Origin of the sequence: Pseudoalteromonas sp. SCSIO 43088 (assembly GCF_023650795.1) — a bacterium.
Lineage (GTDB): Bacteria > Pseudomonadota > Gammaproteobacteria > Enterobacterales > Alteromonadaceae > Pseudoalteromonas > Pseudoalteromonas shioyasakiensis.
Map to the genome: position 1 here is coordinate 41,438 of NZ_CP072675.1, position 14,878 is coordinate 56,315.

General features: G+C 42.1%; 19 protein-coding genes. 10 read left to right on the top strand and 9 right to left on the bottom strand.

The features are described 5' to 3' along the window. Positions 1 to 91: 91 nt before the first annotated feature. The gene (locus tag J8Z28_RS00205) at positions 92 to 1,207 is read right to left on the bottom strand and encodes an IS630 family transposase (RefSeq protein WP_250659374.1); all 1,116 of its coding nucleotides are present in this window, start codon (positions 1,205 to 1,207) and stop codon (positions 92 to 94) included. Between the two features lie 59 nt (positions 1,208 to 1,266). Between J8Z28_RS00205 and J8Z28_RS00210 the strand changes: the two genes are divergently transcribed. The 9 genes from J8Z28_RS00210 (at position 1,267) to J8Z28_RS00250 (ending at position 7,920) form a co-directional block, all read left to right on the top strand. Further along, the gene (locus tag J8Z28_RS00210; protein WP_175081208.1) at positions 1,267 to 1,518 is read left to right on the top strand and encodes a LexA family protein; all 252 of its coding nucleotides are present in this window, start codon (positions 1,267 to 1,269) and stop codon (positions 1,516 to 1,518) included. A gap of 328 nt (positions 1,519 to 1,846) precedes the next feature. Further along, positions 1,847 to 2,779 (top strand): hypothetical protein, encoded by a 933-nt coding sequence (locus J8Z28_RS00215; protein ID WP_062566278.1) that lies wholly within the window; start codon positions 1,847 to 1,849, stop codon positions 2,777 to 2,779. Between the two features lie 30 nt (positions 2,780 to 2,809). After that, positions 2,810 to 3,709 carry a DUF350 domain-containing protein gene (locus J8Z28_RS00220; RefSeq protein ID WP_062566277.1) on the top strand — a complete coding sequence of 300 codons (900 nt, stop codon included), beginning with the start codon at positions 2,810 to 2,812 and terminating at the stop codon, positions 3,707 to 3,709. A gap of 73 nt (positions 3,710 to 3,782) precedes the next feature. Beyond that, positions 3,783 to 5,435, top strand: coding sequence for a polyamine aminopropyltransferase (locus J8Z28_RS00225; protein WP_414858337.1), 1,653 nt, complete (start codon positions 3,783 to 3,785; stop codon positions 5,433 to 5,435). 79 nt (positions 5,436 to 5,514) lie between these two features. Further along, on the top strand, positions 5,515 to 5,928 hold the full coding sequence (locus J8Z28_RS00230; RefSeq protein WP_054563728.1) for a YjfI family protein: 414 nt from the start codon (positions 5,515 to 5,517) through the stop codon (positions 5,926 to 5,928). A gap of 24 nt (positions 5,929 to 5,952) precedes the next feature. Next, a complete protein-coding gene (locus tag J8Z28_RS00235; protein WP_054554603.1) occupies positions 5,953 to 6,645 on the top strand; it encodes a PspA/IM30 family protein in 693 nt (230 codons plus the stop codon). A gap of 71 nt (positions 6,646 to 6,716) precedes the next feature. Continuing rightward, positions 6,717 to 7,355: a hypothetical protein gene (locus J8Z28_RS00240; protein ID WP_055199258.1), complete on the top strand. Its 639-nt coding sequence runs from the start codon at positions 6,717 to 6,719 to the stop codon at positions 7,353 to 7,355. After that, on the top strand, positions 7,352 to 7,669 hold the full coding sequence (locus J8Z28_RS00245; protein ID WP_062566275.1) for a hypothetical protein: 318 nt from the start codon (positions 7,352 to 7,354) through the stop codon (positions 7,667 to 7,669). The genes J8Z28_RS00240 and J8Z28_RS00245 overlap by 4 nt, the downstream gene beginning before the upstream one ends. Positions 7,670 to 7,734: 65 nt before the next feature. Continuing rightward, positions 7,735 to 7,920, top strand: a complete 186-nt coding sequence (locus J8Z28_RS00250; protein ID WP_062566286.1) for a hypothetical protein — start codon at positions 7,735 to 7,737, stop codon at positions 7,918 to 7,920. Here the strand turns inward: J8Z28_RS00250 and J8Z28_RS00255 are convergent. From J8Z28_RS00255 to J8Z28_RS00275, 5 genes are all read right to left on the bottom strand, one after another. Further along, positions 7,913 to 8,314 (bottom strand): hypothetical protein, encoded by a 402-nt coding sequence (locus J8Z28_RS00255; protein WP_058585357.1) that lies wholly within the window; start codon positions 8,312 to 8,314, stop codon positions 7,913 to 7,915. The two genes, J8Z28_RS00250 and J8Z28_RS00255, sit on opposite strands and share 8 nt — an antisense overlap. A 13-nt stretch (positions 8,315 to 8,327) precedes the next feature. Further along, the gene (locus tag J8Z28_RS00260; protein ID WP_062566274.1) at positions 8,328 to 8,813 is read right to left on the bottom strand and encodes a hypothetical protein; all 486 of its coding nucleotides are present in this window, start codon (positions 8,811 to 8,813) and stop codon (positions 8,328 to 8,330) included. 149 nt (positions 8,814 to 8,962) lie between these two features. Beyond that, a complete protein-coding gene (locus J8Z28_RS00265; protein WP_062566273.1) occupies positions 8,963 to 10,339 on the bottom strand; it encodes a class II fumarate hydratase in 1,377 nt (458 codons plus the stop codon). Between the two features lie 8 nt (positions 10,340 to 10,347). Further along, entirely contained in the window at positions 10,348 to 10,713 is a 366-nt protein-coding gene (locus J8Z28_RS00270; protein ID WP_054554609.1) for a hypothetical protein, read from the bottom strand. A 106-nt stretch (positions 10,714 to 10,819) separates the two neighbouring features. Beyond that, positions 10,820 to 11,014: a hypothetical protein gene (locus tag J8Z28_RS00275; protein WP_054554610.1), complete on the bottom strand. Its 195-nt coding sequence runs from the start codon at positions 11,012 to 11,014 to the stop codon at positions 10,820 to 10,822. A 183-nt stretch (positions 11,015 to 11,197) separates the two neighbouring features. Here J8Z28_RS00275 and J8Z28_RS00280 point away from each other — a divergent pair, with 183 nt between their 5' ends. After that, positions 11,198 to 11,788: a DUF938 domain-containing protein gene (locus J8Z28_RS00280; protein ID WP_062566272.1), complete on the top strand. Its 591-nt coding sequence runs from the start codon at positions 11,198 to 11,200 to the stop codon at positions 11,786 to 11,788. On the opposite strand, the gene J8Z28_RS00285 is transcribed toward J8Z28_RS00280, so the two are convergent. The 3 genes from J8Z28_RS00285 to J8Z28_RS00295 form a co-directional block, all read right to left on the bottom strand. Continuing rightward, entirely contained in the window at positions 11,765 to 12,904 is a 1,140-nt protein-coding gene (locus tag J8Z28_RS00285; protein WP_062566271.1) for a GNAT family N-acetyltransferase, read from the bottom strand. The two genes, J8Z28_RS00280 and J8Z28_RS00285, sit on opposite strands and share 24 nt — an antisense overlap. After that, positions 12,901 to 14,268: an alpha/beta hydrolase gene (locus J8Z28_RS00290; protein ID WP_062566270.1), complete on the bottom strand. Its 1,368-nt coding sequence runs from the start codon at positions 14,266 to 14,268 to the stop codon at positions 12,901 to 12,903. The genes J8Z28_RS00285 and J8Z28_RS00290 overlap by 4 nt, the downstream gene beginning before the upstream one ends. A 68-nt stretch (positions 14,269 to 14,336) precedes the next feature. Next, positions 14,337 to 14,798 carry an Lrp/AsnC family transcriptional regulator gene (locus tag J8Z28_RS00295; protein ID WP_062566269.1) on the bottom strand — a complete coding sequence of 154 codons (462 nt, stop codon included), beginning with the start codon at positions 14,796 to 14,798 and terminating at the stop codon, positions 14,337 to 14,339. Positions 14,799 to 14,878: the final 80 nt, after the last annotated feature.

Below are 14,878 nucleotides of genomic sequence, written 5' to 3' on the forward strand. Positions count from 1 at the left end.
GACCTTAACAAACACATTCACGGCTTAGCCATTCCTACAAGTACACTTTGTCTAGAACCTAGAACCTAGTACTTCATCACACAAGTTCTGACTAGTTGAGGGCACCATAGGACCTCTGAAGTTTTTCACGAGCTAACTCAACATTAAACATCCAGTTTATACTTGTTCTTTCTTTATTCCGGATCCATTCCCAGGCCGCGAGTTCTGTCTTTAGTTCTTCCATGCTTGCTATACGTCTATCTAAACATTGCTTATTCATATTACCAATTTCTATCTCGACCATATTTAGCCAACTCGCGTGTTTTGGTGTGTAATGTAATTCTAGTTTATTTAAAATCCGCCGTGCTTCCTGTGGAGAAAATGCTTTATATAACGCTCCTTCTGTATGAGTTGATAAGTTATCTAACACAACTTTTACTTTGTTCGCATGTGGATAATGAAGATCAACTAAATCCCTCATACAATTAGCAAAGTCAATTTTCGTCTTTCTTTCTGTTGCTTTAACATGCCGCCACCCTCGATGGCGATCGAAGAATACAAATAAGTTGGCCACACCTACACGTTTATATTCATAATCTAACCGCTTAGTCTGCCCCGGCTTCATTGGTTGTGCCGGTCGAGTATCATCTACAAGTTGTTTCATCGCCTCATCAAAGTTAATTATGGGGTTTAACTCATCTGCTGGCTCAGCATACAACTCGAGCACATGTTCCATCCGCGCGATATATTCAGCATCCATTGTCGCCACACACCACATCTTTTTTTGCCATGGCTTTAGTGCATTCTCTTTAAGGCGCCTCCGTATTGTTTCATACGAGATACTATCTAAATCGGTTAACGTAACTAATCGCTCTCCAAGTAAAGATAATGTCCATCTAGCGTGACCTGTTGGTGGCTTAGTGCAAGCTGTGGCGATTAACGTTGCTTCATCTTTCGCAGAAGTTTTTCTCATTGCACCACTTCGTGCACCTTCATTCAAAGCTGCCGCTAGATTTTCTTCAACAAACTGGCGTTTGACTCGAAATACGGTGGAAGAGCTCACTTGAACTGCTTCACATATTTGCTCTGTTGTATATCTACAACGGTCAGCTTTTAACAAAATAGCAGCCCGCTTGTACTTTCGAACATTGACCATGCCTTTTTTGCAATAGTCTATTAATTCTTGTTTTTCTTCTTCTGATAATTCAACAATATACTTTCGGTTCATAACAATATTAAGTAAGTTTATATGAGTTAAAGGATCGTTGATTAGGGTAAAAGTTCATTATGAATAAAGAAGAGTCGCCACTGTTTACAGCAAAGCAAGGTCAGTATTTAGCATTTATTTATTACTACACAAAAGTGAATGGGATTGCGCCTGCTGAAAGTGATTTTGAGCGCTACTTTGGAACCGCATCTTCAAGTGTTCATTCAATGATTTCAGTTCTTAAGAAGAAGAAATTTATAACATCAGTTACTGGAAAAAGCAGGAGTATTGAATTATTGATTGAAAAAGATCAGTTACCTGAATTTAAGTAGGGGCAACTGATCAAAATATATGTGAAAGAGTACTAGAACCTAGAACCTAGAACCTAGAACCTCGGGCAGAGGAAGACGCAGCACCAAACACCCACACCGCGCGGCTGATCGCTGACGGCTGAAAGCTGATAGCTCTGTGATGTGTTGGGTTTCGCTCCGCTCTACCCAACCTACGCCAGACCTTAAAACTTTCCCCTCGCTAACTTTCCCCTCGCTAACTTATGTAACCTACCAACCCAATTTACCCTTTGTTGCAATTTTAATCTTGGTTTAGTACCTGAGCTATGTAAAACTATTTGCGTTTTTAAACCACAATCAGGTGACATGAATGTCTCAAATAAAAGCTTGGAAACTTATTAGCCTGTTTTGTTTGGTAAGCTTGCTTATGGGCTGTGAGTCGAAAGAAGAGCAGCTGAAACAAACAATACAACAATCCATAGAAAAAGCTGAAGTTGAATTAAATCAACTCGGTACAGCGCTTGATAATGGCTCTTTGCGTAATGCGACGATACTTAAACAATACGGCAAGGTGCTTGCTGAGCAGCAACCGCAACTTTCTGAGATCGCCCGTGTAATTAGTCTTGATGCCACTCGTGAAGGGGCTATTTATTCAGGTCTTACACAACGATTAGCTGATGTTAAGTCTACGTATCTAATACCCCCTTATGAAGATACTCTTCATCAACTTGATCTTATTCGTGATGCTGCCAAGCCATCTTTATTTCAAGATGCGCTTACCGATCCTATCAATATGCTTGCTGACATGTCGCAGGGGTCACTAGCACGGGTTGGTGCAATTAGTGAAGCTGCTGAAGGTGAAAGTGTTGGTAACCAGTTAGTTGGTAACCCTAACTATGGGCAATGGCAAACGAATAGCAGCGGTACCAGTTTTTGGGTTTGGTACGGGATGTATCGCATGTTGGGCGATGTATTCGACCGAGTTGAGTATGGTCGCTGGAGCCGTCACAGAAAGTACAGCTATTACAATGACTATGGCCGTTATCGTTATTCGAGCCCAAAACAGATTAAAGCACAACAAACGGTAGAGACGCGGACTCGACAGTCTTATCAACGTCAAGGTAAACAATTCACTAGTCCGTATGCCACTAAGCGCAGTGGCGCATCTGGATTAAGCCGTAGCAGCTATACGCCGCCACGCACACGCAGTAGCTATGCTTCTAGCAGTAGTTACAGTAGAAGCTCTGGGTCATTACGTAACAGCTCGAGCAGAACATCACGTGGCATTAGCCGCGGTAAGTAGTGAAAAGAATAACCACCGGAGTTACAACACATGTATGAATTTAATGGAATAACAACTTGGTCGTTGCAAGCTTTAGCAATCGACTTTGCAATCATTATCGCTTTATTTGTCAGCCTAAAATTTATCAAAGGCTGGGTATCTAACTTACACGCTAATGATGAAATAACTGAGCGTGACAATTTTGCTTTTGGTATTAGCTTTGCGGCTGGGCTTGTGGCACTGGCTATTGTTCTTAGTGGCGTGAGTAGCGGCTCATTTGCACCGACTTTACAACAAGAAGCATTACAAATGCTAGGTTATGGTGTGATGGCGATTGTGCTTATCAAGCTAGGTCACTTCTTCCAAGACAAGGTAGCGCTTCGTAAAGTGAGCCTGCATGACGAAATCGTAAAAGGTAATGCTACTGCTGCACTCATTGATTTTGGCCATGTGGTGAGTGTGGCGATTGTCATTCGCTCAGCTTTATTTTGGGTTGCGACCGAAGGCTGGCATGGTATTCCAATTGTGATCGCAGCTTTTGCCATTGGCAGCATTGCGATGCTACTGATCAGTCAATATCGAGTGCAGTTATTCAAGCGTACTAATCGCAGTGGTGATTGCTTACAGCAAGCGGTTATTGACGGTAACTTAGCAGTAGGTATTCGTTATGCTGGCTTTTTAGTGGGTAGTGCATTGGCATTAACGGCTGCATCAGGTATTGCTCCTTATGCGGCTGACAACATTGTTGCTAGTTTAGGATACTGGGCATTAAGTGCAGCAGTGAGTTTAGTTGCTTTCATTTTACTACATTTAGTGACTATCAAAATCATCCTATCTGGTTGTGATATTTCAGATGAAGTGAACCGCCAGAAGAACGTGGGTGTAGCAGCTATCTCTGCAGCAATCTCATTTGCGATTGGTTCGACTATGGCAACCTTGTTAGGTGCCTAATTAAGTGTCTACTACAACAAGCGCCCCAAGTAGAGCCAATCTACTTGGGCATGATTTCCTATTAATAACTGTTATGGCCGTACTCGCTGGGTGCGGCCTTATTTATGAATACCTGCTATCTCATTATGCAGGTCGTGTCTTAGGCTCGGTCGAGAGTGCCATTTATGCCATGATCGGTACCATGATTGTCGCTATGGGTATCGGTGCATTTTTAGCACGTTGGTTTAAAGATGCATTTACTGCTTTCGCGTGGCTAGAGAGTATTATTGCTTTGGTCGGCATGGGCTGTATTTTAGCGATAGCGAGTGTTATCGCTGTCAGTTATTCACTGCCGCATATCTTCTCCGAAATTTTTAACTTGCCTGCAGATACCGTACTTAATGGTTATGTATTTGAAAAGCTACAAGAGTGGTCACGTTTCTTACCCTATGTGTTTGGTCTGTTACTCGGGCTATTGATTGGTATGGAGATCCCGCTAATTGCGCGTATTCGCCAGCAAGTTTATGGCCGCTTTTTAGAAAATAATGCGGGAACTATTTACGGGGCGGATTATATCGGTGCCGGTGTCGGTGCTGCGATTTGGGTGAGCATTATGCTTGCGATGCCAATTATGCAAGCAGCAGCTTGGACGGCGTTGTTTAATATTATTGCTGGTCTCGTGTTTTTATGGCGCTATCATCAACATGTTCGCTTCGCTAAGTTACTGTTAGTTTGCCATGTGCTGTTGTTGGTGTTTTTTGCGTTTGTGCTTGTGCTTGGCACCAGCTGGATGAAAAACCTAAGTAATGTTTTATACAAAGATAAAGTGATTTACTCGCAAGCAACTAAGTATCAGCACCTAGTTTTAACTGAGCGTTTGAGCCGCAATCAGCCCAATGCAATTACCGATCTTTACCTCAATGGCCGTTTACAATTCTCAAGTGTGGATGAGCAAATTTATCATTCTATGCTTGTCTATCCTGCTATGTTGGCTTCAAATCGTCATGACCGCGTGTTGATCATTGGGGGTGGTGATGGGCTTGCATTACGTGATGTTCTGAAGTGGCCAGTAGAGCATGTCACCTTAGTTGACTTAGATGGTCAGTTGTTAAACTTATTTGGTAATGATGTCGGCGACTATGATGCGCCAGAGGAAATCAGAACACGTTTAACAGCGCTAAATAAGCACTCTATGAGCGATCCCCGCGCTGATATTCGCATTGCAGATGCCTTTTTAGAAGTCGAAGCAATGCTTGCTAAAGGCGAGCGCTTTGACACTATTTTAATTGACCTACCAGACCCTAATCACCCTGATCTTAATAAGATGTACAGTGATTATTTTTATAATCATGTGCGTCAGTTGTTGGCACCTGATGGGGCTGTGGCCGTGCAATCAACATCCCCTTATCATGCGAAGAAAGCATTTTTAAGTATTGCTAAAACAATGAAAGCTGCTGGCTTTGGTTATGTTGAGCAATACCAACAAAATATTCCTTCGTTTGGTCAATGGGGTTGGACTATCGCGACCACCGCTGGCAAATCAGCAAGTCAGCGAATTCGCGAAACTAACGAATTACCGGTGCCATCTCGTTGGGTAAGTAAAGAATATTTATTGGCTTCTTTTGTGTTTCCGAATCATTTTTTTGAACAAGTAAACACGATTGAAGTCAATAGATTAGGTTCTGGAACCTTATATGATTATTACCGCCAAGCGTGGCAAGTTGAAACCGAATTGTACAAAAATTGATATTTTATAGTTGACATAATATGTCGGCTATGCAAATCTTAACTCAGACATAATATGTCAAAACGTAAAAAGGTGAGACATGGAATTAAATGAACTATCAATCAAACTGGCTTCTTTTGAAACTGAAGGTGTGAGCTTTGAGTCTTTCTTGATTGCCAACGAAGGTGAACAAGATGTGTTACAAGTTATCGTCGATGGGAATGATGAGTTACCTATCTTTGTTACTCAAACAGAAGAGCAATTACTGTGTATTAGCTACCTGTTTGCTGAAAACGAAGTACAAGCAGATATGCGTAATGAGTTAAACGAAACGTTACTACGTTTAAATGTACCAATCCCATTAAGCGCATTTGCAAAAATTGATGATAAATACGCTATTTTTGGCGCGTTATCGGTTAATTCATCGTTTGATGATATTACCCATGAGTTGGTAACACTGGCAGACAATGCGATTGATGCACTTGAAGCCGTGACCATTTATTTAAACGATTAATTAGCAATTTCTGGAGTTAAGATTATGAGTATTTTAAAGAAACTATTTACAGCTGTACGTGGTGGCGCTCGTGAAGCAGGACAAGCAATTGTTGATGCAAACGGTATCCGTATCTTTGAACAAGAAATTGCTGATGCACAAAATGCCCTACAACGCGCTAAAAAAAGCCTGACCGAAGTAATGGCAAAAGAGATGCAAACGAAGCGTAAAATTAGCGCACTAGATGCATCAATTGCTGAACATGAAGCGTATGCAGGCCAAGCACTTGAAAAAGGTAACGAAGCTCTTGCATTAGAAATCGCAGAAAAAATCGGTGATTTTGAAGCTGAAAAAGCAGAGCACGAAGAAGTGTTAGCTGGTTTTAGTAACCACATTGTGCAACTAAAGCAGCAAGTTAAAGAAGCTGAAAAGTCGATTAAAGAAAACCAACGTCAATTAACAATGGTTAAAACGACTGAGAGTGTGCAGCAAGCAACAATGGCTGTAAACAGCACGCTAAATACTAATAGCTCATCAATGACATCAGCACGTGAGTCTCTAGAGCGTATTAAGCAGCGTCAGCAAGACCGTCAAGACCAGTTAGGTGCGGCTAAGCAACTAGAAGCTGATACTAATGGCGATGATTTAAAAGCGAAAATGGCTGAAGCGGGTATTGGTGATACCAATCCGAAAAGCGCGGATATTCTGGCGCGTATTAAAGCAAAACAAAATAGCTAATCAGTTAACGGAAAGACAAAAGGTAACCCACGCACTGGGTTACCTTTTTTGCTTCAACAAGGAGTCAGCCAATGTTTAACTTTTTCAAATCTAAAAAAGCCCCAGAGCGTCAGCTTACTGATCCAAGCCAATTACTCGTTGGTGATATGCTGACGGTGATTGATTCGTTCGCTTACCCAAGCTGGTTAAAAGGACAAACACTGCGTGTTATTGATGTGCAAACGTATCAGTACCAACGTAGTGCAGAGTATGAGTTGGTACTCGAGAGTGAATCTGGCCAAGTGGTGTTTTTGCAAATTGAATCAGATGATGGTGAGCAATGGGCAAACTTTGCGATCAAAATTCAACGCGATGATGTTGATGAGATTTTTACCCTTGATGAGTTCGCTCGTATTTTTGATGAAGACGAATTAACGGCAATTAATGTACAAAATAGTCCGGAGCGTTTTAGTCACTTTTTAGCATCGAGCTACAAGCAATCAGAAGCGCCTTATGTGTGTTATTTCCATAATAAGGACTACCGCAATAAGCCTTTACCTCGTTATGAAGATGAAGGCGGTGAACCGTGTGAAATGATCTGTTTAAGCTCAGATGATGAATCGCATAGTTTAAATATTGAGATTTGGGAAGGCGGTGAAACAGAGGTATCACTGACGTTAACCAGACCAATTAGCGATATTGTTGACTTATTTCCTGGGGATGCCAAGTGAGTGATGCAAAAGCCAAATGGCAGCGTCAGGAGCAAGCCGTTAGAGCCACGCAAATGGCGTTTGATTTAAGCTCTGAAGTGCAAAAATCAATTAAGAAGCAAGCCATTGACCAAGAGCTTACGCCATCAGATATGATCCGTAAGATTTTGGATCTCGACGTTAAGTCAAAAAAAACCAGACAGCGTTTATCGTTTAACTTAAATGATGAAGAGATTGCTTTATTGGCTGAGCGCTTTGGTGTTGCAGCCGATGATAAGCGTGCTGTGAAGCAGCGCGTGGCTGAATTACTCATTGAACACAGTAAAAAAAGCTAAGGTTTTGCCTTTACTTCTTTAAGCCCTTACACTGAGACTAGATGTTTTAAAGAAGTGGCATGACTGTGGATATTATTTTACTTGCGTATTTAGTTATTTTTGCATTATTTGGCACTGCAGCAAGTTACTTTGTTCGCTACATTTATGCTTACTGGGTGCATAATACAATGCAGGTTAAATACATATATAAGGCCGGGGTTTGTATCATCAGCGTGGTGATTGTTTCCGGCCTTATTGCATTATTTACTTAATCTCGATTGCTTGGCACTGCTGTGAAATACACAGCGATTGTACAGGCAGAACTGGTGAGCAATCGTTAACAGTTAATGCTTGATCAGATGACTTCTCAGCCGCTGTAATTCGCTCTGCAAGTTGCTCTGCTTGCTCTTGTGTATTGTTTAACGTTGAATAAACCACATAGCGACTTGGGCCACCACATGCCCGCTCACCAACTTCTAACACCTTACATTGAAAACTCGCAGTACAGCTATTATTGCTAACGATATCGTTCAGCTGATCATTTAAATCACCTAGATCAACGCGTGCAGAGCTACCCGACGTTGTTGTTTCGCAACCGCTTAAAGCAATGCTTGCTAACACAGTTGTGGTGATGAAAAGTTTCTTGAAAGTCGATGAACGAACCATTATTGCTTATTCCTTAGTATACACTTGCCGCTGAGCCTTCGATTCTAACACAAGTATTCTCAGAACACTGCGCACCTGGCGCGGTTAGATGCTGACAAATACTCATCATGTCGTTTGCTGCGTTAAATTGCTTTTCAAGGGCGGTGATATCTTTTGCAAGTTTTTCAACCTCAGCCGTGTCAGCTGTTTTGGTTGAATACACAATGAAACTACTTGGGCCGCCACAGGCACGACTACCAACAGGTAATACTTTACATTGGGTGCTGTTGTCACAGCTAGGATCATCGATTAGCTGTTTAAGTTGCTCATGGGCAGAGCTAATAGTGGCTTTATCTGGGGCTGCTTTGGTCACTTCCTCAGCGTTTTTTATTTCAACGGCTTTTGGTGCCTCGACAAGTTTATTGCTGGTTGCCGTTGATTCGGCTTGCTCATTAGTTGCAGCGTCCGAGCACGCAGTTAATAACACAGGAAATAAAATTGCCAATAGTGGATAGCGCATAACATACCTAAAAATCGTTGAATAAGTACTCACTATCATACACATTGCTCAAAGTGGAGCAATAAAAACGTTAGCTTTCAGTAAGTAGCTCTGTATTCACAGAGCTACAGTAGGATAAAAGTTTTACACCTATTTGCAATAAATAGGTATTACAAACCACCTTGGGTTAGTTTGGCAGGGTTCAGTAACTTGCTCAGTTCTTCGCGCGAAATATCCGTATGCTCAGCAGCAACATCAATAATAGGACGACCTTCTTGATAAGCTAATTTGGCAATTTTTGCGGCTTTGCTATAGCCGATCACCGGATTAAGTGCAGTAACCAGAATTGGGTTTTTAGCGAGCGCTTTATCAACATTGCTTTGGTTTACTTTAAAGCTGGCAATCGCTTTATCTGCCAGTGCTTCACTGCTATTTGCTAACAGTTCGATACTTTGCAAAATGTTTAAGGCAATCACAGGCAGCATTACATTGAGCTCAAAGTTACCGGCTTGACCAGCCACTGTAATGGTTGCGTCATTGCCAATGACTTGTGCGCTGACCATAGCGGCCGCTTCAGGGATCACAGGGTTTACTTTCCCCGGCATAATTGATGAACCTGGCTGTAAAGCCTCAAGCTCAATTTCTCCAAGCCCTGCAAGAGGGCCTGAGTTCATCCAGCGTAAGTCATTGGCTATTTTCATTTGTGCTACAGCAAGTACCTTTAGCTGGCCTGACAGCGCAACAATGGCATCTTGTGAACCGATGTTATAAAAGAAGTTTTTGCTTGGGCTAAAGCGAATACCCACATTCTCACTCAAGTGTTGGCAAAACTCACCGGCAAACGCAGGGTCGGCATTAATACCGGTACCAACTGCTGTGCCACCTTGTGCAAGTTCACAAACTCGCTCAAGAGCTTGGCGAATACCAGCCATTGCATGATCCACTTGTAACTGCCATGCAGCCAGTGTTTGTGCAAAACTCACCGGCATTGCATCCATTAAATGAGTGCGACCGGTTTTAACAATATGGCCTACTTCGGCTTGTTTGCTTTGTAGTCTTTGACTGAGTTTATCGAGTTTAGGAAACAGCTCATAAATGATGTTAATAGCGCTACTTACAGCAATCGCAGTGGGGATCACATCATTTGAGCTTTGTCCCATGTTCACATCATCGTTGGGGTGAATGGTTTCCCCTGCAAATTGGCTCGCCAGCGTGGCTATAACTTCATTGGCATTCATATTTGAGCTAGTGCCAGAGCCTGTCTGAAATACATCAACCGGAAACTCTGAAAAATGCTTACCATCGATGACCTCTTGGCATGCTTGCTCAATGGCTTTGGCTTTACCTTGGCTCAAATGGCCTAAAGCAGCATTACTTTGCGCGGCAGCTTGCTTAATGTAGGCGAGGGCGGTGATAAATTGCTTAGGCATGGCTAAGCCACTAATTTGAAAATTGTTGATAGCGCGTTGCGTTTGAGCTTGATACAAAGCATTCGCAGGGACTTGTAGCTCACCCATGCTATCTGATTCGGTTCTAAATTGGCTCATAAACACTCCTAAATCGGGTTAAATTCTTGGCTGAGAAGGCACGCTTCTCGCTCCAAACTGAAATACTTTTCAATACAGTTATGAGTTTTGTAGTAACGCTTTAGCGCAAGTTGCGGTTTATAAAGCTGAGCCAAACATTGTTTACGAATTGCATTATGCACTAATGAATCACACATCTTTTCAAGTAGTTCATGAAAGGTGCGTCTTAGATACAGCTCTTGCAAAATAAAGTTGTGATGCTTTTCGTAATAGCGTGCAATGTTTAAACCCGCTTCAACATAGTTCGCAACAAGTGCTGGGGCATGTAGCCCTGGTCTTTGGCAAACACATTTCATTTGCCGCTGATAATGGAGCATAGCATTGTGAGAGTGCATAGAAAAACCGATTAACTGTAATGATAATTGTTATCATTACAGTTAATCGGTTTTAGTGCAAGTCTTATGTAATGAAGCTAAGACTGAATGGATTAACTGTGTGTGATTAATTGTAGCCGAGAATAAAAATCTGGTCTGTTTCATGTTTTTTCGGCGCCTGTACATTTTCTTTGTTACATTGAGAAAGAAGATCGATCACGGTTGCTCTGTCGTCACAACTTGTTAAGGCGGCTTTTTCGCTTTCAGCACGTTCGCTGGCTGCAAGTGCTGCATCTACAGCGGTGTAGGGTGAGATATACATAATATTGCTCCTATTGGTTAACTCACTTAGGAAATAGCATAAGCTGTACCAATATTGATCAATAAATTTAACTTGTTGAAAATAATGGTTTTATATTTTTAACTAATAAATTCACCGCGACTTTATTATTTATTTTTGCTTTACTGTTGTGCACTAATTACCAAACATGGTGCACTAATTTGTATGGATAAACCCTTCTCTCAAGCCTGTGAAAACAACAAATTACCTATTTTAAACGTATTAGAAGCGTTCTTTTCTGATGTGACGGATGTACTAGAAGTCGGCTCAGGTACTGGGCAACATAGTGTGCATTTTGCAACGCATTTAGCACATTTGCAGTGGTATTGTAGTGATCGCGAGGTTAATCACCCAGGGATTTTACAATGGCATCAAGAAGCTGCATTAACTAACTTGCATGCGCCACTGACACTCGACCTTAATGATCCTTGGCCGGTTGAAACTGTGAATGCCATTTTTACGGCGAACACAATGCACATTATTAGCTGGTCACTGGTGGAGCGCTTTTTCCAAGGTGTAGCAAAGCATTTAGCGCCAAAAGGTAAACTGTGTATTTATGGACCATTTAAATATCAAGGTAAGTTTACCAGTGCTAGTAATGCTGAATTCGATGCGTTTTTAAAACAGCAAGATGCACATAGTGCAATCCGTGATTTTGAAGCGATTTGCCAACTTGCAGAGCAAGCTGGCTTAACCTTGGTTGAAGATGTGCAAATGCCAGCGAATAACCAATTATTGCTGTTTAAAAGGCAGTAAGCTTTCGCATTGGGCTTTATAGAGCGCCATATGTTGGCGTTCTCTAGAAATAAAATCACTAATGGCAGCTGCAAACTCAGTGTGCTGAATATGATGCAATGAATAGGTATTTACGGGCTTAAAACCGCGACTTATTTTATGCTCACCTTGTGCGCCAGAATGGAACTGTTTAAGTTTGTTGGCAATGCAGTATTCAATGCCTTGGTAATAGCAAAGCTCAAAGTGCAAACTATCGAGCTCATAGTTCGTTCCCCAGTATCGACCATATAAACAGTTCTGATCTTTAAAACTGAGAGTGGCGGCAATCACCTCTCCTTGATATTTAGCGAACATTAGCACCAGTTTGTCGGCCATGCTTTGCTGCAATAACTCGAAAAAGGCGGTATTCAAATATCCATTGTGGCCTGAGCGTTTTAAATAGGTTTGGCGGTAAAAATGACTAAATTGCTGCATGTGCTGTTTGCTGATGTCAGCACCTTCGATCCATTCTACGGCTATCTGCTGTTCAGTTATTTTAGCGCGTTCTTTTTTGAGCGATTTACGCTTTCTTGCGGTGAGTGAAGCTAAAAAGTCCTCAAAGCAATTATAGCCTTCATTAAACCACTGAAACTGTACGCCATGACGTTGCATTACGGTTTCGCTAGTTAATGCAGTCGCTTGCTGTTGGTGGCAAAAATTTATATGCCAACCTGACCAGCCTAACTGCGCTGCTGTTGCTGTGAGTACATGCTGAGTGTAAGCATAGACTTCAGTGGGGTTATCGTGATTTATACAAATTCTTTGCCCAGCAATAGGTGTGAAGGGTACGCCACACAGCCATTTAGGATAATACTCTAGGCCATGTTGTTGATAGGCCTCAGCCCAAGCCCAGTCAAATACATATTCACCATAAGAGTGGTGTTTTAGGTACCCGGGTAGTAAGGCTATGACCTGTTCTTGCTGGTAAATTGCTAGGTGCATAGGTTGCCAACCTGACTCTTCACTCACACAGCCCGTTTGTTCTAAAGCCGCTAAAAAAGCGTGATCAGTAAAGGGCGTATCATCAAAAAATGATTGCCAAAGAGCGGCATCAATCTCGCTTATTTGATTAAACCAGCGGTGGCTAAACTCACTCATTGTGCAGCCGATTCAATATCTTTGATGAAACCGTTGATATGCATAGCAAGCTTATCGAAATAAGGATTAAACGTGAGTCGTGCAAAGGGCTTGTGCGCTTGTAAATTTTCGGCTGTGCGCTCACCCATCACAACGTCTTTTTGGTATTTGCAGGCTGTATAAAGCGTGTCGTCATCTAAGTAGCTTCCGCAATTGCGATACAATGCTGTGCGACCGTAGTAAGGGTTGCTGGGTTTATTAACAATACCAATGTGTGACATCCCTTTGATTTTTTTACAGTCATCGGTGTCGCAGTCATCACGAATTATTTGGTAATCAGCTGGAAAGCTGGCGGGGATGTTTTTGTCATCCCCATAGTATACAAGGCGATCAAGCTGGTTATTTTTGCGCGTTTTTGGGTCGTGTAGCTTAGTTAAAATTTTAAAGGTCGCTTGGTTATCTATTGTGGTGTCAACATCACTAAAGGTGCTAAATATCGCTACATTAGGGAGTTGGCGATGACGTAGTTCATCAAGGCTAATACGGCTCATTGCTTCGTGACTAGCTGAGGCTGCACTAAATGGAAACGACTCATACTTGGCAAAATCAAGGTCCGCATCTTTATCAATCCAATTCACAAATGGAATCGCATCAACCCATTTCGCCAGCCAACCGTTTTTATTGTGTGGCTCGCTTGCGGGTGAAAACAACATAGCAGCAGTAATCTTATTATCGACCGGGCTTTGAGTTAAGTAATCAATAACCAGTGCAGCACCCGTTGAGTAGCCCCCTAATATCACCTGATCAAAATCTTTTAATGTGCGCTCAATGGCATACACGCTAGCCTTTTGCCAATCATCGGCATCGATGTCTCTAAGTGCTGCAGGAGCGGTACCATGCCCTGGTAGTAAAATTGTGCGTACCGTATACCCTTGTTGATAATACACTTGTGCAAGGTCGTGATAGGTAAAGGGTGAGTCGGTTAAACCGTGGATCAAGAGCACGGCTTTACGGCTATTGGCCTGTTTAAGTTCAAATGGGCTTATTAAATCGGCAACAGTCGCGTTAGCTGGTCGAGCGCCTTGTTCAACAAGCTGCTGATAGGTGTCTGTGTAAACAGGGCATGGCAAACTAGCACGCGGGTTTTCGCTACTAATTTGCAGGTAAGCAGCGGTTAAATAGTCACTAAATGCTTGCTCGATATTATAGCTAAAGGTGCTATGGGTGCGTGGTAATGGCTCTCTAAATAGTCCTTCGCGCTTACTTTTCATCATCAGTTCTTGGTCTTCAAGCTGAGTAAGGCAGGTTTGTTGTTGCGCCATTAATGAGCTGCTAAAGAGCCCACTGATGGCCCAAGAGATAGCAACTAAGTTGATGAATTTCATATTTTAAGCATCCTTTTAAAGCCTGTTTTTAGCTTATCGAGTTATGTTTTATTTGCAAGCAAGGTGCGTCAAGCGAGCGGTAAATGACGCTTAGTGAACGCTTGTTTTAAGACCACTGTCGATTCGATGTTAGCAATACAATCAATACTACCTAATTTATGTTTCACAAAGCTTTCATAGCTTTCTAAATCAGCGGCAACGATCTTCAGCAGGTAATCATAACTGCCTGAAATAACAGAACACTCAAGTACATGGTCAAGCTTCTCAACCTGCTGTTCAAATTGCTCAGCAGCGGCAACAGAGTTCTGGTTTAAGCGAACAAAGGCATACACAGACACATTTAAATCAACTGCTTTAGGATTGATGGCAGCATGGTAACCACTGATCACATTTGCTGATTCGAGCTTTTTAATGCGGCGTAGGCAAGGGGTATCGGACAGGCTAACCGAGTGTGCCAGCTCTGAGACAGAAGTTCTCGCATTATCCTGTAAAGCATTAAGTAATTGTTGGTCTTTTTTATCTAATTTCATTTTTATTTGAGTGATTTTCACTAATCTAGATGGATTCTAGTCTATATTTTGGCGATTAGCACTCATTGAACTCTGTTAAC

Coding starts and splice junctions, on each gene's coding strand:
- J8Z28_RS00235 (WP_054554603.1), top strand. CDS start 5,953: ATGAGTATTTTAAAGAAACTATTTACAGCTGTACGTGGTGGCGCTCGT.
- J8Z28_RS00270 (WP_054554609.1), bottom strand. CDS start 10,713: ATGCACTCTCACAATGCTATGCTCCATTATCAGCGGCAAATGAAATGT.
- J8Z28_RS00275 (WP_054554610.1), bottom strand. CDS start 11,014: ATGTATATCTCACCCTACACCGCTGTAGATGCAGCACTTGCAGCCAGC.
- J8Z28_RS00225 (WP_414858337.1), top strand. CDS start 3,783: ATGGCCGTACTCGCTGGGTGCGGCCTTATTTATGAATACCTGCTATCT.
- J8Z28_RS00265 (WP_062566273.1), bottom strand. CDS start 10,339: ATGAGCCAATTTAGAACCGAATCAGATAGCATGGGTGAGCTACAAGTC.
- J8Z28_RS00210 (WP_175081208.1), top strand. CDS start 1,267: ATGAATAAAGAAGAGTCGCCACTGTTTACAGCAAAGCAAGGTCAGTAT.
- J8Z28_RS00290 (WP_062566270.1), bottom strand. CDS start 14,268: ATGAAATTCATCAACTTAGTTGCTATCTCTTGGGCCATCAGTGGGCTC.
- J8Z28_RS00255 (WP_058585357.1), bottom strand. CDS start 8,314: ATGGTTCGTTCATCGACTTTCAAGAAACTTTTCATCACCACAACTGTG.
- J8Z28_RS00280 (WP_062566272.1), top strand. CDS start 11,198: ATGGATAAACCCTTCTCTCAAGCCTGTGAAAACAACAAATTACCTATT.
- J8Z28_RS00260 (WP_062566274.1), bottom strand. CDS start 8,813: ATGCGCTATCCACTATTGGCAATTTTATTTCCTGTGTTATTAACTGCG.
- J8Z28_RS00205 (WP_250659374.1), bottom strand. CDS start 1,207: ATGAACCGAAAGTATATTGTTGAATTATCAGAAGAAGAAAAACAAGAA.
- J8Z28_RS00230 (WP_054563728.1), top strand. CDS start 5,515: ATGGAATTAAATGAACTATCAATCAAACTGGCTTCTTTTGAAACTGAA.
- J8Z28_RS00220 (WP_062566277.1), top strand. CDS start 2,810: ATGTATGAATTTAATGGAATAACAACTTGGTCGTTGCAAGCTTTAGCA.
- J8Z28_RS00240 (WP_055199258.1), top strand. CDS start 6,717: ATGTTTAACTTTTTCAAATCTAAAAAAGCCCCAGAGCGTCAGCTTACT.
- J8Z28_RS00285 (WP_062566271.1), bottom strand. CDS start 12,904: ATGAGTGAGTTTAGCCACCGCTGGTTTAATCAAATAAGCGAGATTGAT.
- J8Z28_RS00215 (WP_062566278.1), top strand. CDS start 1,847: ATGTCTCAAATAAAAGCTTGGAAACTTATTAGCCTGTTTTGTTTGGTA.
- J8Z28_RS00295 (WP_062566269.1), bottom strand. CDS start 14,798: ATGAAATTAGATAAAAAAGACCAACAATTACTTAATGCTTTACAGGAT.